This window comes from Bacillus sp. FSL K6-0268 (assembly GCF_038005425.1).
Lineage (GTDB): Bacteria > Bacillota > Bacilli > Bacillales > Bacillaceae_G > Bacillus_A > Bacillus_A thuringiensis_S.
On sequence record NZ_JBBOTF010000001.1, the window covers coordinates 2,142,805 to 2,161,976 of the forward strand.

The window sequence follows — 19,172 nt, forward strand, 5'->3', positions numbered from 1 at the left end:
TCCTATAGAAAGGACGGGTACTCCCGTGGTGCCACCTTAATTCGTTACAAATGTAACGCACTTTACCGTATCAAAAACAATACGTGTCTCTTGTATCGATGAGATCATGTCGCCAAAGCCTACTTCTTTCGTTTCGGTTTGGAAGCTCCGAAGCCCATTCCACATCAATTCCATACTGATTCGCACCAACCATCAGCTCTCTGACATGTTCATCATGTGTACTCTTCTTCATCAACGCTTGCATTTTTTTAAGTTGCACTCATTATAGACCTGACTTTTTTCACAAGTCAATACTTTTTTAAAAATTTTATTTTTCTTTCCTTTCAATATTATATTGACAAAACAACCTCTTTTTATGTAAATATAATAAATACTCTATTAAAAATAAGGTTTTTTGTATGAATATTATATATTAAAAAAGTAAAATCACATCAAAAAACGCTTACATTTCTGAAAATTCATATTTCTATATGGATTTTCCAGAATAATCATGATAGATTATAAAGTGAAACTTTAATAAGTGGGGGTTTTGTTCATCCCCCACTTATTATTAGTTGAACTAATCGGGCATTTACGGGCAGTTGATCTCCCACCTAACTTCCTTGCCCATCCAATTTTAAGGTGGGAGTTTTACTGCCCGTTCATGCGGGATAAATATGCATAACGCATCAAAAGACATGACAAAAGAAAGGGGAACTACATGAGTACGCAGATGTTAATTTTAACTTCTATCTCTATTTACATGCTCGGGATGCTAATTATCGGCTATTTCGCTTATAAGCAAACATCCAACTTAACAGATTATATGCTTGGCGGGCGTACACTAGGCCCCGCAGTAACAGCATTAAGTGCTGGAGCAGCTGATATGAGTGGTTGGCTTTTAATGGGCTTACCCGGTGCAATGTTTAGCGTTGGATTAAGTAGTAGCTGGATTGCGATTGGCCTAACATTAGGCGCATATGCAAACTGGCTTTATGTCGCTCCTCGCTTACGTACCTACTCTGAAATTGCAAATAACTCTATTACTATCCCAGAATTTTTGGAACACCGTTTCCACGACAAATCCCATATGCTACGTTTAGTATCTGGACTTGTTATTATGATATTTTTCACGTTTTATGTAGCTTCAGGATTTGTCTCTGGTGCTGTATTATTCGAAAATTCATTTGGACTCAATTACCATGTTGGTCTTCTTATCGTTGGTGGAGTTGTCGTAGCTTACACATTATTTGGTGGATTTTTAGCTGTAAGTTGGACAGACTTCGTGCAAGGAATCATTATGGTAGTCGCTCTTATTCTTGTTCCAGTCGTAACAATTATGCACGTAAATGGACTTGGTCCAGCATTTGAAACAATTAAATCTATCGATCCGGCATTATTAGATATTTTTAAAGGTACTTCTGTATTAGGAATTATTTCATTATTCGCATGGGGCCTTGGTTATGTTGGACAACCACATATTATTGTACGCTTTATGGCGATTTCTTCTGTAAAAGAAATTAAAAGTGCACGACGTATTGGTATGAGCTGGATGATTTTCTCTGTTGCTGGAGCTATGTTTACTGGCCTTATCGGTATTGCATACTATTCAAAAGCAGGTTTAAAACTTTCTGATCCAGAAACGATTTTCGTTGAACTTGGCACTATTTTATTCCATCCACTTATTACTGGATTTTTATTAGCAGCTATTTTAGCAGCTATTATGAGTACAATTTCTTCTCAACTTCTCGTTACTTCGAGTGCAGTAACAGAAGACTTATATAGAACTTTCTTTAAGCGTGATGCTTCTGATAAAGAACTTGTATTTGTCGGTCGTATGGCTGTTCTTGTTATTGCTTTAATTGGATGTGCATTAGCACTTAAACAAAATGATACGATTTTAGCTCTTGTTGGATATGCTTGGGCTGGGTTCGGTTCTTCATTCGGACCTGCTATTTTATTAAGCTTATATTGGAAACGTATGACGAAATGGGGCGCGCTTGCTGGTATGGTTTCTGGTGCCGCTACTGTTATTATATGGACTCAATTCAAATTCTTAAAAGATTTCTTATATGAAATGATTCCAGGTTTCGCTATTAGTTTACTAGCTATCGTAATTGTTAGTTTACTAACACAACCTTCAAAAGAAGTTGAAGAGCAATTTGAGAATTTCGAAAAACAACATAGTCATAATCTATAAAGGGAAAGCTCTGCTGTTATCGTATCAGCAGAGCTTTCTTTATATCAAAGTTCGAGGATCTTCTGCTCGAATTTAACAATTTCTTTATGTTTCGTTAAATTAAACGTAACACTACTCCTTTATAGTATTACTATCAGCACTTATACAGAAAGGGGACTCCAATATGTTAGCAGCTTTCCAGCAACAACAAACACGAAAATTTTCACCTATCACCAATACTTCTGCGTCTTGTTTGAACATACAACCTAATCCACCTAAAATTACTATTGCTCCTTCTGTTATTTCAGTCATCGGTGTTCATATGGAAAAAAATAAGTTAAAAGTAAGAACTGGCCAAAGCACTGAGTTATCAGCTTCCGTTTTGCCAATGCAGGCAACAAATAAAGAACTTCTTTGGACGAATATGAATGCTGATGTTATCACACTGTATCCAAAGGGGGACACGGTAACGATTACTGGAAAAAGTGCAGGTAGAGCAGTCGTAATTGTCACAACTGCTGAAGGAAAGTTCCGTGACCTATGTATCATTCACGTACAACCTTATATGACAAATCCAAAGTAAAAGAGTGGCTACGAAGCCACTCTTTTACTTTATTTCAATGTGTGGATTTTTACTTTTAACAAGATTGATGAATTGCTCTTTATCTTTAGGAGAAATAATTTCTGTTTGATGTGCACCATAAACAATTTCAAGTCGATCAAATGACAATGCATGGGCTGCTATTGGATTTTTTGTATTTAAAACTTGTTTTATATCTCGTATAAATATGCGCTTTTTAACGAAACCTGATCTAATTGTAATTGTTTCTTCTCCGACGATGTATTTTGTCGAAAACCAACTCCAAATAAATAATATCGCTAATGAAATTGTAAAAAATAAAAGAAAATATTCTCTACCTGCAAATAGGGGAGCAAAACACGCTCCAATGACAACGAAAAAAATCGGATATAGCCATACATCTTTTTTTGATGGGAATTCCATTTCCTTCCCCCTTCCACACCCGTATTTATATAAAACAAAAAGAGAAGTATCACAACTTCTCTTTTCTCCTCTAACATTATAATTCCTGTGTATACGCCGGCTCGTTTACTACATTTTTTGCTGTTCGTTTTTGTTGCTGTAGTAAGAAAACAGATACACCAAATAATACGAGCATGCTACCGATAATTTGCATGGCATTTAGTCTTTCACCGAGTAAGAAGAACGCTAGTATAGATGCTCCAACGGGTTCTCCTAAAATACTCATTGAAATTGTTGTTGCATTTACGTAGTTTAATAACCAATTATTAATGACGTGTGACACTGTCGGGACAACCGCAAGTAAAAGAAAAACGGTCCAATCCCACTTCGTATAACCTGTAAAAGGCACTTGCAATACTATATTATAAATTCCCATAAAAATACCTGCGAATGCAAAAACTGTAAAGCTGTAAATCCAGTGTGATACTTTCTTTACTGTCGTTTGCCCGATAAATAAATAAATAACCGACAACCGCTATTACACTTAAAAAGGATAATATATCTCCATAAATTGCTTGTTCACTTAGCCCTAAATCTCCCCAACCAATACACATTACGCCTAATATCGCAATTCCCATCGTTGCAATAGCTGAGTATGTTGTTCTTTCTTTAAATAAGAAAAAACCTCCAATTAAAGATACGATTGGTTGAAGCGCTAAAATAATCGTCGAACTCGCAACTGTCGTATGCTTTAAAGATTCAAACCATAATAGAAAATGAAGTGCTAAAAAGAAACCAGATCCAATTAAAAATCCCCAATCTTTTATTTGAATTTTACTAAACTCTTCCCGTTTTTTCCATACGATAGGCAGCATAATAAGTACGATAATCCATAAGCGGTACATACTTAAAATAGAAGATGGTGCTGAGGACATCTTTACAAAAACTGCTGCAAAAGAAATGGCAATTATAGAAATAGCTAATGGTAGTGCGATTGACTTTTCTTGTTTCAAATCCTGTCTCCCCTCTCACCTGTCAAAAATCCCACTTCATTATATCCGTTTTCTTTCGTGACTTAAATACTAATTTTTTAGATTCTTCGTACCATTATGGTAAAATAGAAATTAAGGCACCAATTAGTGAATATTTATTTCCTTTTTCACTACAAGCGTCGCTCTTACAATCGTTACAGTAAATTTTTATTTAGGGGGATCTACATGAGTCAAACAATAGGGAGAATTGAAGAAATTTCATTTTATAGCGCATCACTTCAAGAAGACGTTACACTTCTCGTTTATTTACCAGTAAATTACACACCACTGCACAAACATACAGTTGTAATTGCACAAGATGGTAGAGATTATTTTCAGCTCGGTAAAGCGCATCGTGTAATTGAGCGCCTTCGTGAAACTGAAGAAATTGACCGTACAATTATTGTCGGTATTCCATATAAAAATGTACATGATCGTAAAGAAAAATATTTCCCAAATGAAGTAAAAAATGCTGCATATATACGTTTCCTTGCTCATGAACTTGCACCATATATTGATGAAAATTATCCAACGTACCAAATGGGAAAAGGTCGTGTTTTAATTGGTGATTCTCTTGGCGGAACAGTTTCCTTTATGACTGCACTTATGTATCCGCATACATTCGGTAAAGTCGTTATGCAATCACCATTTGTGGATGAGACAGTAATGAACTTAGCAAAAGACTTCAAAGATCCACAAGCATTAGAACTGTATCACGTCATCGGTACAGAAGAAACGGCTGTAAAGCGTACTGATGGACAAGTATCTGATTTCGTAGAACCGAACCGTGAGTTAAATACACTTCTTACAGATAGAAATTTCATTACGCATTACGAAGAGTTTGAAGGTAATCATACTTGGAAATATTGGCAAACTGATTTACCAAAAGCCTTCTCTCATATTCTATCAATGAAATAATAGAGAGCAGTATTCAGAATAATTTGATATAATAGACGAAGAGATCTATTTATCTCAAAATCTAACTAGACTTACAAAGGGAGGAATTGGAACATGAAATTAGGCATTGTAATTTTTCCATCTAAAATGATTCAAGATAAAGCGAACGGATTGCGTAAGCGTTATGACCCACACTACGCATTAGTTCCGCCACATATTACATTGAAAACACCCTTTGAGACGCAAGATGAACAATTAGAATCGATTGTAAACGAGCTACATACAATCGCAGGTAAAACGAACCCTTTCACCCTTCATGTTGGGAAAGTCGGTTCATTCGCACCTGTTAATAACGTCCTTTATTTTAAAGTAGAAAAAACACCTGAACTTACTTTCTTAAATGAAGAAATGCATGGCGGGTTATTCACGCAAGAACGCGAATATGCTTTCGTACCTCACTTAACAATCGGACAAGGCTTATCAGATGCAGAGCATGCTGATGTATTGGGGCGATTACGTATGAAAGATTTCTATTATGAACAACCAATTGATCGTTTCCATCTTCTATATCAATTAGAAAATGGAACATGGACTGTACACGAAACATTCCATCTTGGAAAGGGGAACAACTAATTTGCACGCACAGATTGTACAAACGGACGAACAACTAAGAGATGCATTCTCTGTACGTAAACAAGTGTTTGTAAATGAACAACGTGTCTCTGCTGAAGAAGAGTACGATGAGTTTGAAGAAACTTCAACACACGTTGTTATATATGACAATGATGTTCCAGTTGGTGCTGGACGTTTTCGCACCCTTGATGGTATAGGAAAAGTGGAACGCATTTGCGTGCTAGGTTCCCATCGAAAAAAAGGCATCGGAAAAATTGTTATGGATGCGCTTGAAGCGTATGCAAAGGAAAATTCGCTACCAAAATTGAAACTTCATGCTCAAACACATGCTGAAGATTTCTATAAAAAACTTGGATATGTAACGAGTTCTGATGTATTTATGGAAGCAAATATCCCGCACGTCGTAATGATAAAAGAATTGTGATTTGAAAGCAGGAGGTGACCCCTCCTGTTTTTTTACATTGCTATTTTCTTTTTCTTCCGCTAAAGTTAAATGTTGATGCTATAGTTTTGAAGGTGAATATATGACACAAGAAAAATTTTCACAAAAATCGTTAACACACGCTGATATTCCGCGTGCGACATATCATACTCCGAAAACATCTACCCATTTAATTATGGAAGAAGATGTAGATGCGGCTTATTTCCGCGCTCTCGAACAACAAAATGTTTTTTTAAACGAAAAACAATTAGAAGCCGTGCGCACAACAGAAGGTCCTGTTCTTACACTAGCTGGTGCTGGAAGCGGGAAAACATCTGTTTTAACAACTCGCGTTGGTTATTTAGTAAATGTAAAACAAGTTCATCCAAGAAATATTTTATTACTTACATTTACACAAAAAGCAGCTGAAGAAATCCGAAGTCGTGTTGCAAAGTTACCAGGTATGAATCATGCAGCAAGTAGCTACGTTGTTGCTGGTACATTCCACTCTGTTTTCTTAAAATTGCTTCGTAGTCAAGGGTATAATCAGCAAATTTTAGCAAATGAAAAACATAAACAAATTATGATAAAGAAAATCTTAAAAGAATTGCGTTTAAAAGACGATTATGATTCGGAAACGATCCTCGCGATGATTTCACTTGAGAAAAACAAATTAAATCGTCCGAAAGATGTAAAGGCGAAAACGCCAGTCGAACAAGAATTTAAAGAAGTATATGAACGTTTTGAAGAGGTAAAACAACGATACAATTATATTGATTTCGATGACATCTTATTGGAAACATATTATATGTTAGAAAATAATGCTCCTTTACTAACTCAATTACAACAACGTTTTCACTACATTGAAGTAGATGAGTTTCAAGATACATCCTATGCACAATATGAAATTGTAAAATTGTTAGCCACGCCAAGAAATAATTTGTTCATCGCAGGTGATGATGATCAAGCAATTTATGGCTGGCGAGGGGCAAGTCACCAAATTATTTTATCTTTTCCAAAAGAATTTGATAACACAACAATCATTGCACTAAATACGAATTATCGATCCAATCCCTTTATCGTCGGGCTTGGAAATGAAGTTATAAAATTAAATCAAGAACGTTTTGATAAAGAGCTATACTCCGTTCGTGAGGAAGGTGTACAACCTTTTTATGCAAGACCTGCTACAACTCTTGATGAAGCAAATCAAATTTTGCAGCTCATTCAAGAAAAAGTAGATAGCGGTGACCGAAACTATAAAGATTTTTGTTTACTGTATCGCACACATTCTGTAAGCCGTTCGTTACTTGATCAGCTTACCATTCATAAAATTCCGTTTATTAAACACGGGGCGAGCCAATCATTTTATGAACATTCTTTAATTAAGCCTGTATTAGATCATTTAAGACTCGTGATTGAGCCGTTTCGACTAGAATCACTTTCAAACATATTGCCGACGATGTATATCGGACGTGATGATTGTATTTCATTTATTGAACGTGAACAATGGAAATATGGTGAAGGCCGTTTTCCTTCTCTTCTTCATTTCTTATTATTAAATCCGAGCTTAAAACCTTTTCAAGTGAAAAAGGTAAATGAGCGCATCGATTTTATTAAATTTATTAAAGAATTAGAACCGAAAAAAGCATTAAAAGAAATCATACATGGTAAAGGAAAATATTTAGAGTACTTACAAAGTAACGATCGTTCTTCCTTTACGATGCATAAAGACATACAAGAAGAAATGTTGGAAGAATTAATGGAGTCTGCAACTCGTTTCACCGATATTCCAGCTTATTTACAATTTATCGACGAGGCGATTCAAGGTCAAAAGGAAATGGAAGCATTAAAAACAATGCCGCAAAAAGATGCCGTTTCACTTATGTCAATTCATAACGCAAAAGGCCTTGAATTTCCATGTGTCTTTTTACTTGGAGCGAGTGATGGAATCCTGCCCCATACTTCTTCTTTAAAAGATGCAAATGATCGTATTACGGAAACTTCTGAAGCGTTAGAAGAAGAACGCCGATTACTGTATGTCGCCATTACACGTGCGAAAGAAGAGCTTTACATTTCTTCTCCGCAATTTTTCAGAGGAAAGAAATTAGATATATCTCGTTTTTTATATACTGTGCGAAAAGATTTACCTGAAAAGACATCCACTAAATAAGGATGTCTTTTTTTATATCACATTATGTACATCCCTCCTATATAAATTCCTTGTTTTTATCGTGAGAATTAACGTAATATCAGCCATATCCCACTCATATTGTAATAGTGTATGTCAGAACTCACGATAAGGAGTGAACATAATGAGCTGCAATTGTAACGAAGACCATCATGAACATGATTGTGATTTCAACTGTGTATCGAATGTCGTTCGCTTTATACATGAACTGCAAGACTGTGCAACAACAACATGTGGATCTGGTTGCGAAGTTCCATTTTTAGGTGCACATAACACTGCATCAGTAGCTAATACACGTCCTTTTATTTTATACACAAAAGCCGGAGCACCTTTTGAAGCATTTGCACCATCAGCAAGTCTTACTAGCTGCCGATCTCCAATTTTCCGCGTAGAAAGTATAGATGATGATGATTGTGCTGTATTACGTGTATTAACTGTAGTATTAGGTGATAACTCCCCTGTACCACCTACTGACGATCCCATCTGTACGTTTTTAGCTGTACCAAATGCAAGATTAGTATCAACCTCTACTTGCATTACTGTTGATTTAAGTTGCTTCTGTGCGATTCAATGCTTACGCGATGTTACAATTTAAAACTAAATAATGCGTTAAGTATGGATTGGGTGGCAGATAATTCTGCCACCCAATCCATGCTTAACGAGTATTATTATGTAAATTTCTTAAAATTGGGAACTTGTCTAGAACATAGAACCTGTCCTTTTCATTAACTGAAAGTAGAAACAGATAAAGGAGTGAAAAACATGTTCTCTTCTGATTGCGAATTTACTAAAATTGATTGCGAGGCAAAACCAGCTAGTACACTACCTGCCTTCGGTTTTGCTTTCAACGCGTCTGCACCTCAGTTCGCTTCACTATTTACACCACTACTATTACCTAGTGTAAGTCCAAACCCAAATATTACTGTTCCTGTAATAAATGATACAGTAAGTGTTGGAGATGGTATTCGAATTCTACGAGCTGGTATTTATCAAATCAGTTATACATTAACAATTAGTCTTGATAATGCACCTGTTGCACCAGAAGCTGGTCGTTTCTTCTTATCATTAGGTACGCCAGCTAACATTATTCCTGGATCAGGTACAGCGGTTCGTTCTAACGTTATTGGTACTGGTGAAGTAGACGTATCCAGCGGTGTTATTCTTATTAACTTAAATCCTGGTGACTTAATTCAAATTGTACCAGTTGAGTTAATTGGAACTGTAGACATCCGTGCAGCAGCATTAACAGTTGCACAAATTAGCTAGTAAAAAGCGGTATTTCTAATACAGAAATACCGCTTTTTATATGTATAATAAAAAACACTCACAGTAACATGAGTGTTTCATTCTTCATAGTGTTTTATTGTGTTCTTCTTTTTCCCACAATTGCATCCCTTTTTCTTCACAAATCCTTGTTGTTGTAATTGTTCTTGATATGCCTGTTGTTGTGCATGGTGCTGTTGCTGTATTTGATACCACTGCTGCAGGTCATATGAATTTTGCCTAGGATTATTGCTCACAGCAAACATCTCCTCTACTGTCAATTCTGTCTATTTACTATATGAACAACTCTTTATTTCCGTTCCCTCATTCTTTTAAACTCCGCTTTTTCTCTTATTATGAAAATATATTATTCTCCCATAAAATATCCTGTAATCGTTTCAATGATTGCTGCTGCTCCTGCAATAGCTAATAATGCAAGTAACGGCTCCGCAACGATAGGAATCCAATTATATAAAACTAATAAAAAAGCACTAACCCATACACCTGTACACCAATAACAGCTTAATAATTCGCCAATCCACTTTCTTAATCCTTTACCTTTCACTTTTGTAAACGTTGATACACTTCCATCTGGCTCCGTAATCTCTAATTCATCAATAAATGGTCTTCGCAAAAAGGCTGTAATTTTATCATAAACAATTAAACGAGTGAGCCTAAAGGCTGCTAACGCGAAAATAAAAAATAAAAGCCAGCTTGTAAACAGCATAATTCCACCTTCCCTTATCTTCTTTCGCCTATTTAAAAAAAAAGGTCTTGAGATTGTGACCAAATCTCCTCGACTCCAATATCTTATTAATGTAAATACAAACAAGAAGATAAGGAGTGACATTAATGAGTTGTAACGAAAATAAACACCATGGCTCTTCTCATTGTGTAGTTGACGTTGTAAAATTCATCAATGAATTACAAGATTGTTCTACAACAACGTGTGGATCTGGTTGTGAAATTCCATTTTTAGGTGCACACAATACTGCATCAGTAGCAAATACACGTCCTTTTATTTTATACACAAAAGCTGGAGCACCATTTGAAGCATTTGCACCATCTGCAAGCCTTACTAGCTGCCGTTCTCCAATTTTCCGTGTGGAAAGTGTAGATGATGATAGCTGTGCTGTACTACGTGTATTAAGTGTAGTATTAGGTGATAGTTCTCCTGTACCACCTACTGATGACCCAATTTGTACGTTTTTAGCTGTACCAAATGCAAGACTAGTATCGACATCTACTTGCATTACTGTTGATTTAAGCTGTTTCTGTGCGATTCAATGCTTACGCGACGTTACTATCTAATAAGTGAAGTAAACTAAAAAACTATTGGGGTGGTAGAAGCTTTCTACCACCTTTACATATTTAAAAGCCGGCCATACTAATTGATTGGATATCATCTATAGACAACCTAATATCTCTCATGCTATTTTGCGGCATAATAGATACAATGCCATTACGATACGATATGATCGATCCAACATAAGAAACTGTAGCTGTTTTTATTCTGCACCTTACTTTCGGAATGTAATGAGGGCGGTTTAATAAAAAATGAATTTTTTCATCATTATTCATATCCTTAAATGATTTATTATACGGAACAGTTCTTACTGGTTCTTTCTGTTCTTGTTGTTCTTGTTGTTCTTGTTGTTCTTGTTGTTCTTGTTCTGCGTGTGCTTCTTTTTTCTCTTCTTCTATTTTTTCTTCCACTTGCTGCTCTTCTTGTTGTTCTTGTTCTGTTACCTCTTCCACAGCACTACTTACAATATTTTCATTTCTATTACTTTGCTCTTTTTGATCTTCATTTCCAAAGTTTGTCAGGATAATCCTTTTTATTTTCGGTGCAGTAAGTTCTAAACTTACTTGCGCAATATATAACAACGGTTTTCCAACTGTTGAACTTTTATTTTTATTCTTCACACTCGTCCCTCCCACTTCCATACGTAGCTGAATAAATTGTGTACTATTATAGTTATATTCATCACGTGGTAAGAACTTTCGTTAAAAATCGTTCTTTCTCAGAACAAATAAAAAGGACAATCTCAGCATTTAGAGATTGTCCTTTAAAAATTAATATTATATTTATCCTAGGATATGATACCCTGAATCAACATGAATGTTTTCTCCTGTTACACCGCGAGCTAAATCACTGAATAGGAATACTGCTGTATCGCCAACTTCTTCTGGAGTTGTTGTACGACGAAGTGGTGCGCGCTCCTCAATTTCTCTTAAGATTGAGTTGAAATCGCCTACACCTTTTGCAGATAACGTACGAATTGGTCCTGCAGAAATAGCGTTGACACGAATACCATGTTGACCTAAATCGTTTGCTAAATATTTCACGCTCGCTTCTAATGAAGCTTTCGCAACACCCATAACGTTATAATTTTTCACAACACGCTCGCCGCCAAGGTATGTTAACGTTAAAATATTTCCGCCTTCTGTCATAACTTTCTTCGCTTCTCTGGCTACAGCTGTTAAAGAGAATGCACTAATATTTTGTGCAAGTAAAAATCCATCGCGAGAAGTATCTACAAATTCGCCTTTTAAGTCATCGCGATTTGCAAAAGCAATACAATGTGCTACACCGTGAATAGTACCTACTTCTTGTTTAATTGTTTCAAAGCAAGCTGTAAGTTCCTCATCATTTGTTACATCACAAGGTAATACAAGTGATTCTTGTCCTTCTAATGTATCCGCTAATTCACGAACATTTCTTTCTAAACGTTCTCCTGCATATGTGAAGATTAATTTTGCACCTGCATTATGCAAAGAGCGAGCAATTCCCCACGCAATACTTCTTTGGTTCGCAACGCCCATAACAACAAATGTTTTCCCTTGTAATAGTTCCATGATATATCCTCCCAGAAATACTTATACTTGTTATTAGTACCTGATACTATAATTATAGTACCATAAAACCGCTTAAAGGCAAACAAAAAAGTCATTAACAGAAATTTGTTAATGACTTTTGGTTTCTATAAAAAAGCGCTCTAATCCTTCTTCCCAAGACGGCATTTGTAAAAAACCATTTAATCGTAGCATGTTATGTTGAAAGATAGAATATTTGGGCCTCGCAGCCGCAGCCCCGAATTCTTCCGTTGAAACAGGTAACACATTCACTTTCATATTTGTATACGAAAATATCTTTTTTGCAAATTCAAACCAAGAGCATGAGCCTCTGTTTGATACGTGGTATGTACCGTATAAAGAAGTATGAATGAGCTTATTAATAACTATATTTAAATCCGCCACATACGTAGGAGAGCCAACTTGATCCGCTACAACAGATATTTCATCTCTTTCTTTTCCTAATCGCATCATCGTTTTCACAAAATTATTTCCATATTTACCATATAGCCACGATGTGCGAACGATAAAATATTTATTATGTAACTCTTTGACGAACTGCTCCCCCGCATACTTAGAGGCTCCATATATATTTATCGGCGCTGGACTATGAAATTCATCGTATCCCTCTGGTCTGGCGCCTTGAAATACATAATCAGTACTAATATAAACTAGTTTCGCTCCTACTAATTGTGAAGCGACCGCTACATTTCGAGCTCCGATTGCATTTATTCTATATGCAAGATCCTGTTCTTTCTCCGCATGATCTACTTTCGTATAGGCAGCACAATGAATAATTATATGTGGTTTTATTTCTTGTACCACTTGTTGTATTCGGGATATATTTGTCACATCTAATAACTTTTTATCAAATGGATATATATCATATTCTTCAGAGTTTAACTCTTCAAATAGTTGCTTTCCTAATTGGCCGTTTGCTCCTGTTATGATAACCCTCTCTTTCATTTAACATGCCCCTTACTGGTCTTTTAGTAGTTTCCACCATTCCTTATTCTTTTCATACCATTTCACCGTCTCTTGTAATCCTTGTTCAAACGTATATTTCGGTTCCCAATCAAATTCATTCTTCATTTTCTCTGCATCAATCGCATAACGACGATCGTGCCCTAAACGATCTGTAACATATTCGATATCTTTTTTTGTTTTTCCTAAAAGAGTAATAATTTGTTCCACAACTTCTACATTTGTTTTTTCATTATTTCCACCTATATTATATACTTCTCCTACACGTCCCTTATGCAGAACAACGTCAATCGCACTACAATGATCCGTTACATGTAACCAATCTCTTACATTTAAACCATCACCATATAACGGTAGTTTTTTTCCTTCCAGTGCATTCGTAACCATTAACGGAATTAATTTCTCGGGATACTGGTACGGCCCATAATTGTTAGAACAACGCGTTACTATAACCGGTAAGTGATATGTTTTATAGTAAGATAGAGCTATCAGGTCCGCGCTCGCCTTACTTGAAGAATATGGACTATTTGGAGCTAACGGCGTTTTCTCTGTGAATTTCCCTATTTTCCCTAAAGAGCCATACACTTCATCCGTTGATACTTGCACAAGTTTTATATGCGAATATTTTTTAACTAGTTCTAATAAAGTGACCGTCCCAATTACATTTGTATCATAAAAAGGAATCGGATTTTCAATACTACGGTCCACATGTGATTCAGCTGCAAAATTTACAATCACTTGTACGTCTCGCTCTTTTATAATATGTTCTAATAGCTCTCCATTTTGAATTTCTCCTTTTACAAAAGAGTAATTCGGGTGATTCTGAAGAGATTTTACGTTATTTAAATTCCCGCTATATGTTAATGCATCGTAATTAATAATTTTATATGTTTCATAACTTTGTAGCATATAATGAACGAAATTACTTCCAATAAATCCAGCCCCACCTGTTACTAATATATTCATAAACAACGCTCCTACTTAAAAACTATCTTCATATTCCTCTAGTAATGGTAATATCTGATCCTTATCGGACAATATAGGATCGGTTACTGGCCAAGGAATTGCTAAATCTTTATCTTCCCAAAGTAATCCTGAGTCATGCTCTGCGCTATAATATTCATCTACTTTATACATAACGATAGTATGCGGAACAAGGGTGCAAAATCCATGCGCAAACCCTTTTGGCACTAGTAATTGTCGATGGTTATCTGCACTTAAAATATACCCTTTCCATTGTTTAAATGTTGGTGATTTTTTTCGTAAATCAACGATAACATCATAAATTGCCCCTTGCATAACTTGAATGAGTTTCGTTTGTGCTTTCGGTTTTTTTTGAAAGTGTAGTCCCCGAATCGTTCCTGCCTTAGCCGAATAAGATACGTTATCCTGTACAAATGAATACGTAATCCCTAATGTTTCTAGCACCTGCTTATTATAGCTTTCTGAAAAAAAGCCACGCTCGTCTCCAAACAACCTCGGTTCTAACAATTTTGCATCGATAAAATTTGTTTCTACGACTTTCATATTCTCACCTATTCTCCGTTAAACTGTTTCCCAAAATCAATATCCCGTGCTAACGTATTCGCCTTTTGAAGAGAAGCATGAGTTCCCGCATCAGTCCACCAGCCGCTCATTTCATTATAAGTAAGTACCCCTCGTTTTAAATACCAATTATTTATATCTGTAATTTCAAGTTCTCCCCGTGCAGAAGGTTTTAATTCTTTAATATAAGAAAAAACTTTCGAATCATACAAATAAATTCCCGTAACAGCATAAGAACTTTTCGGCTCTTTCGGCTTTTCTTCAATTTCAACTATTTTTCGGTTTTGAATATGTGCTACGCCAAATCTTTCGGGATCTTCTACAGATTGCAAGAGCACTTTCGCACCTTCTTTTTGATTTGCAAACTCTTCAACATACGGAAGAATATCATCTGAAAAAATATTATCCCCCAATATAACTACCATACGATCATTCCCGACGAAATCTTCACAAAGCCCTAACGCCTGTGCGATACCGCCCGCTTTATCTTGCACACGATACGTAAAGGACACGCCAAATTCATGACCACTCCCTAAGAAGCTAACAACATCCCCCATATGCTCTTTACCTGTAATAATCATAATGTCTGTAATATCGCATTGTTTTAGCTTATATACCGCATGATAAATCATCGGATACCGACCAACAGGAAGTAAATGTTTATTCGTTACTTTCGTTATTGGATATAATCTCGATCCAGTACCACCTGCTAAAATAATTCCTTTCACTCTGCATCTCTCCTTTATGATGGAGATAATATATCTTTGTAATGTTCTATAAACACTTGCCGGTACTTCTCATATGTATCCGCATCAAACTCATCCCCGTTGTAATGAATACACCATAAATTTGCTTGATTTGGGATACCGATTAAATAACCAGCCCTTTGAAACTCTAAAGACTGTGACACATCATAAAAGTGAAACCCTTGAAACAAATCTTCTCGCCACGGAATATCATACTGCGTTGCCATGAATAAACCATCAATTGCCTGAACTGACAAAAATGGTTGATTACCATAAAAAACCTGATCTAAATTTAATAATTGATAATTCTGTCTTCTGTATTCAATCACTTTCCCTACTAAATTTTTTCCTTCCCACCATATCCCGTTATTCGGTAAAAACTGAGCCCCAGCGACTCCTATTAAACCAAGCTTTTCATTTTCTTTAAAAAGAGATATAAGTGTAGAAAACATGTCTCGATTAATAAGATATGTATCTTGATGTATATACACTTTGTATTTCGCTGGATATGAAAGGGCTCGGTTGTATGCACTTGCCATACTTTGTGCATCTCGTATCGGAAAAATTTGTACGACATAGCCAGGGGGAACAAAAATGTTTCTGATTTGGCTCTCACATTGTTTGAAAAGCTCTTCATTATTTACACAAACAACAACTAATATTGTATGATCTTTCATTTTTGTCCCCCCTTTTATTCTTCCTTATTTACCTCTGACATATAGTGTTCCACAAATATTTCCCGATACTTCTCATAGTTCGTCATATTCACATCAAAATGATAATGGATACACCAAGCATCGCGCTGTACAGGTACACCGACTGTATATCCTGCTTTTTTAAATTCAAATGATTGAGATACATCATAAAAGTCAAATCCGTCAAATAAGTCTTCTCGCCACGGAACATCATATTGTGTCGCCATTAATAAACCGTCAATACATTCTACAGGAATAAATGTTTTTGATTCGTGATACGGTTGTTCTAAACTTGCCATATAAAACAAATCATTCATATAACCAATGACCTTTCCTACAATTCCACGCCCTTCGTTCCATACACCAGTTGGAGGAACATATTGCGCTCCAACCATCCCAATCATACCAAGGTGTTCATGTTCCTCAAATAATTGAAGTAATCCGTATAAAAAAGCTCTATTTATAATAAAAACATCTTGATGTAAATACACTTTATACTTCGCTGGATGCGAAATGGCTTGATTGTATCCACTCGTCATACTTTTCGCATTTCGAATCGGCATAAATTGGACAATATACCCTGGTGGTACTAACAATTGCAATATATGTCGCACGCAGTTTGCATACAATTTCCGATCATTTATACATGTAACAAATAATATTGTTTTGTCTGCAGCACTCATAATTGTGATTTTTCAGCTTCAATAATATACTGAAATACAACTGTCTCAGCCATGAAGCCACTTCCAAGACGATATTTTTTACAAATTCCATATAACTCCTCAATAAGTGGCTCATACATTTTATGATCAACATATACACGATCTACTTTACTAATAACATATCCTGCTTTTAAAAACATTCTTAGCATTTCATTAAATGTAAAGAAACGAATATGTGTTTTATCTAATAAACCATATTCTGTATACGTCCAATTTCCGGCAAGTAAGGGAGCTAATACTGAAATATGAGCAACGTTTGGTATACTTGCTAAAATCACACCATTTTGCTTTATATATGGCTTAACCTTTTCAATCACAGCCCATGGATCAAATAAATGCTCTAATACATCTCCAAATAGGATGCAATCAAATTGCCCCTCCTCATAAGGAAGATCTATTTTTTCTATATCCCCTAAAATAACATGATCTAGTCTTTCTTTCGCTTTTTCTGCAGCCTCTGGAAATGCCTCGATTCCTGATACACGTGTACCATTTTCTTTAATAGCTGCTCCCAATGTACCGCTCGAGCAACCAATATCAAGAACTTCTTTCCATTCCTTTTTTATATGCTTTAATAAATTCGGATTCGCTGCATTATAATAATGCTCGGATTTTTCTTCATATAAAGAACTTTTTTCGCGATTCATTTCACACACTCCTTATGCAAATTGAATTAGAAATATAAATCTCATATGAATTCTATAAAGTGCAGATTTTGTTCATCCCCCACTGATTATTAGCCCGCAAATAGCTTTATAAAATTTTTTATCTATATTGGTTTCGTTACTGATACTCTAATATATAACCAATCTATTAGAGTTAGAATAACGATAAATCATTTCTAAAAAACGAAACCTATTACGCTTTATATGGTTTATCAAAAACTCCCCGAAAATATTTACGGTTATATTCAATTGCAGCATTATTCGGAACATAAGAAGCTGCTAATTCATTGTAATAATACGCTTTATCCTGCTCCCCTAACCTGCTATAACAAATACACATTTGTAAATAGGGTAGCCATGTGTAGCTAGCTGGACTATGAAAAGGACTTTCCGTTGCCATTGGTACTTCCGTTGCAAGTTTAAACCAAAATATCGCTTCATTATATTTTTCTTGTTCCATATATATATATCCTATTCTTGTACAATTCTCTCCTCTAGGGACGTCATACCGAAACGACTTCACACAAGATTCGATTGCCTTCTCCCACATTCCGAGCTTCGCATAGCAATCTCCTAACTTACCACATGCATAAATTTTCTCTTCATACCATCCTTCGTCTTGATTAAGAAATGTTTCATAAAGAAGAACTGCATCATCATATTTTTGGTTATCCATAGATTCATTTGCGTAATAAAATAAATCCCTCGAACTCAATTCTTCCCCTGCAGCTACAGTATTTTGAAAAATTTTCAAATTACGATTTGTTACTTTTTTTTCTTTTTTATGTGTAATAGCAACTTTACTACTAAAAGTCTCACCAGCAATAGCTAAATACTCATGAACCTTTCCAAACCATTGAAATTGTTTTTCACGCTTTACAAGTCGATTTCTTTTTGTACAATATAAAGGTTTCCCGTTAGAATCCATCGCAAGATGATAAGGCATCGAAACAGCATCAAATTTAGGATCTAATTCTATTTTTAAGAGTTTCAATGCTTCTTGAGCATCTTCTAATAATACGTCATCTGCATCTAGCCACAATATATACTCTTGCGTCGCTTTTGAAAAAGAAAAATTTCTTGCTGCCGCAAAATCATCAATCCACTGGAAATCATATATGTTAGAAGTGTATTTCTCTACGATTTCTTTCGTTCGATCGACGGAACCTGTATCCACTACTATAATTTCATCCACAATTTTCTCAACTGTCTCTAAACAACGGGCTATTGTCTCCTCCTCATCTCGAACAATCATACATAAACTAATTGTAATTCCTTGCTTGTTCAACATAATCACCCTCTTCCAAATCAATCATATGTTATACATATACTAAACTTTCCATTTTTTTAAATTGTTCAAGTAGTTTAAGATTTCTTTTCAATAAT

22 protein-coding genes, 1 pseudogene and 1 other annotated feature are annotated in these 19,172 nt (G+C 35.6%); of the genes and pseudogenes, 9 read left to right on the forward strand and 14 right to left on the reverse strand.

What is annotated here, in order from left to right; all coding sequences use genetic code 11:
* Positions 1–6 precede the first annotated feature (6 nt).
* Positions 7–244, reverse strand: a binding site (T-box leader).
* 456 nt (positions 245–700) lie between these two features.
* Together putP and MHI28_RS11010 are read left to right on the forward strand one after the other, a co-directional pair.
* Positions 701–2,179 carry a sodium/proline symporter PutP gene (putP, locus tag MHI28_RS11005; protein ID WP_000107191.1) on the forward strand — a complete coding sequence of 493 codons (1,479 nt, stop codon included), beginning with the start codon at positions 701–703 and terminating at the stop codon, positions 2,177–2,179.
* A gap of 163 nt (positions 2,180–2,342) precedes the next feature.
* Positions 2,343–2,741 carry an Ig-like domain-containing protein gene (locus MHI28_RS11010; RefSeq protein ID WP_000878727.1) on the forward strand — a complete coding sequence of 133 codons (399 nt, stop codon included), beginning with the start codon at positions 2,343–2,345 and terminating at the stop codon, positions 2,739–2,741.
* 24 nt (positions 2,742–2,765) lie between these two features.
* Here the strand turns inward: MHI28_RS11010 and MHI28_RS11015 are convergent, their stop codons facing one another.
* Together MHI28_RS11015 and MHI28_RS11020 are read right to left on the reverse strand one after the other, a co-directional pair.
* Positions 2,766–3,161, reverse strand: coding sequence for a PH domain-containing protein (locus tag MHI28_RS11015; protein WP_000395656.1), 396 nt, complete (start codon positions 3,159–3,161; stop codon positions 2,766–2,768).
* A gap of 76 nt (positions 3,162–3,237) precedes the next feature.
* A pseudogene (locus MHI28_RS11020) lies at positions 3,238–4,153 on the reverse strand (DMT family transporter).
* 204 nt (positions 4,154–4,357) lie between these two features.
* Here MHI28_RS11020 and MHI28_RS11025 point away from each other — a divergent pair.
* The 6 genes from MHI28_RS11025 (at position 4,358) to exsF (ending at position 9,576) form a co-directional block, all read left to right on the forward strand.
* Entirely contained in the window at positions 4,358–5,089 is a 732-nt protein-coding gene (locus tag MHI28_RS11025; protein WP_000084010.1) for an alpha/beta hydrolase, read from the forward strand.
* Positions 5,090–5,182: 93 nt separating this feature from the next.
* Positions 5,183–5,701 carry a YjcG family protein gene (locus MHI28_RS11030; RefSeq protein ID WP_000765871.1) on the forward strand — a complete coding sequence of 173 codons (519 nt, stop codon included), beginning with the start codon at positions 5,183–5,185 and terminating at the stop codon, positions 5,699–5,701.
* Between the two features lies 1 nt (position 5,702).
* Complete coding sequence (locus MHI28_RS11035) at positions 5,703–6,125, forward strand: GNAT family N-acetyltransferase (protein ID WP_000543309.1); 423 nt, start codon at positions 5,703–5,705, stop codon at positions 6,123–6,125.
* Positions 6,126–6,225: 100 nt separating this feature from the next.
* Entirely contained in the window at positions 6,226–8,292 is a 2,067-nt protein-coding gene (locus tag MHI28_RS11040) for an ATP-dependent helicase (protein ID WP_000191211.1), read from the forward strand.
* Between the two features lie 142 nt (positions 8,293–8,434).
* Positions 8,435–8,905, forward strand: coding sequence for a spore coat protein CotY (gene cotY, locus MHI28_RS11045; protein ID WP_001277697.1), 471 nt, complete (start codon positions 8,435–8,437; stop codon positions 8,903–8,905).
* Between the two features lie 167 nt (positions 8,906–9,072).
* Positions 9,073–9,576: an exosporium protein ExsF gene (gene exsF, locus MHI28_RS11050; RefSeq protein WP_000492933.1), complete on the forward strand. Its 504-nt coding sequence runs from the start codon at positions 9,073–9,075 to the stop codon at positions 9,574–9,576.
* Between the two features lie 77 nt (positions 9,577–9,653).
* On the opposite strand, the gene MHI28_RS11055 is transcribed toward exsF, so the two are convergent.
* The gene (locus tag MHI28_RS11055; protein ID WP_014894818.1) at positions 9,654–9,839 is read right to left on the reverse strand and encodes a hypothetical protein; all 186 of its coding nucleotides are present in this window, start codon (positions 9,837–9,839) and stop codon (positions 9,654–9,656) included.
* Between the two features lie 101 nt (positions 9,840–9,940).
* Positions 9,941–10,300 (reverse strand): DUF1360 domain-containing protein, encoded by a 360-nt coding sequence (locus MHI28_RS11060; RefSeq protein ID WP_000899662.1) that lies wholly within the window; start codon positions 10,298–10,300, stop codon positions 9,941–9,943.
* 125 nt (positions 10,301–10,425) lie between these two features.
* On the opposite strand from MHI28_RS11060, the gene exsY reads away from it, so the two are divergent.
* On the forward strand, positions 10,426–10,884 hold the full coding sequence (gene exsY, locus MHI28_RS11065) for an exosporium assembly protein ExsY (protein ID WP_001277734.1): 459 nt from the start codon (positions 10,426–10,428) through the stop codon (positions 10,882–10,884).
* Positions 10,885–10,944: 60 nt separating this feature from the next.
* Here the strand turns inward: exsY and MHI28_RS11070 are convergent, their stop codons facing one another.
* The 10 genes from MHI28_RS11070 to MHI28_RS11115 all read right to left on the reverse strand — a co-directional run bounded on the left by MHI28_RS11070 (position 10,945) and on the right by MHI28_RS11115 (position 19,077).
* On the reverse strand, positions 10,945–11,520 hold the full coding sequence (locus MHI28_RS11070) for a spore coat CotO family protein (protein ID WP_086389842.1): 576 nt from the start codon (positions 11,518–11,520) through the stop codon (positions 10,945–10,947).
* 141 nt (positions 11,521–11,661) lie between these two features.
* Positions 11,662–12,432 (reverse strand): enoyl-ACP reductase FabI, encoded by a 771-nt coding sequence (gene fabI / locus MHI28_RS11075; protein ID WP_000421885.1) that lies wholly within the window; start codon positions 12,430–12,432, stop codon positions 11,662–11,664.
* A gap of 108 nt (positions 12,433–12,540) precedes the next feature.
* Complete coding sequence (rfbD, locus tag MHI28_RS11080; protein WP_000664661.1) at positions 12,541–13,395, reverse strand: dTDP-4-dehydrorhamnose reductase; 855 nt, start codon at positions 13,393–13,395, stop codon at positions 12,541–12,543.
* A gap of 12 nt (positions 13,396–13,407) precedes the next feature.
* Positions 13,408–14,379: a dTDP-glucose 4,6-dehydratase gene (gene rfbB / locus MHI28_RS11085; protein ID WP_001024179.1), complete on the reverse strand. Its 972-nt coding sequence runs from the start codon at positions 14,377–14,379 to the stop codon at positions 13,408–13,410.
* Positions 14,380–14,394: 15 nt separating this feature from the next.
* Entirely contained in the window at positions 14,395–14,940 is a 546-nt protein-coding gene (gene rfbC / locus MHI28_RS11090; protein WP_000869412.1) for a dTDP-4-dehydrorhamnose 3,5-epimerase, read from the reverse strand.
* Positions 14,941–14,948: 8 nt separating this feature from the next.
* Positions 14,949–15,686 carry a sugar phosphate nucleotidyltransferase gene (locus MHI28_RS11095; protein ID WP_000676159.1) on the reverse strand — a complete coding sequence of 246 codons (738 nt, stop codon included), beginning with the start codon at positions 15,684–15,686 and terminating at the stop codon, positions 14,949–14,951.
* A gap of 14 nt (positions 15,687–15,700) precedes the next feature.
* Positions 15,701–16,381: a glycosyltransferase family protein gene (locus MHI28_RS11100; protein WP_000651525.1), complete on the reverse strand. Its 681-nt coding sequence runs from the start codon at positions 16,379–16,381 to the stop codon at positions 15,701–15,703.
* A 14-nt stretch (positions 16,382–16,395) separates the two neighbouring features.
* A complete protein-coding gene (locus MHI28_RS11105; RefSeq protein ID WP_001271181.1) occupies positions 16,396–17,082 on the reverse strand; it encodes a glycosyltransferase family protein in 687 nt (228 codons plus the stop codon).
* Positions 17,079–17,768 carry a class I SAM-dependent methyltransferase gene (locus MHI28_RS11110; RefSeq protein WP_001078436.1) on the reverse strand — a complete coding sequence of 230 codons (690 nt, stop codon included), beginning with the start codon at positions 17,766–17,768 and terminating at the stop codon, positions 17,079–17,081. Before MHI28_RS11110 ends, MHI28_RS11105 begins: the two co-directional genes overlap by 4 nt.
* A 211-nt stretch (positions 17,769–17,979) precedes the next feature.
* On the reverse strand, positions 17,980–19,077 hold the full coding sequence (locus MHI28_RS11115; RefSeq protein ID WP_000932911.1) for a glycosyltransferase: 1,098 nt from the start codon (positions 19,075–19,077) through the stop codon (positions 17,980–17,982).
* Positions 19,078–19,172 lie beyond the last annotated feature (95 nt).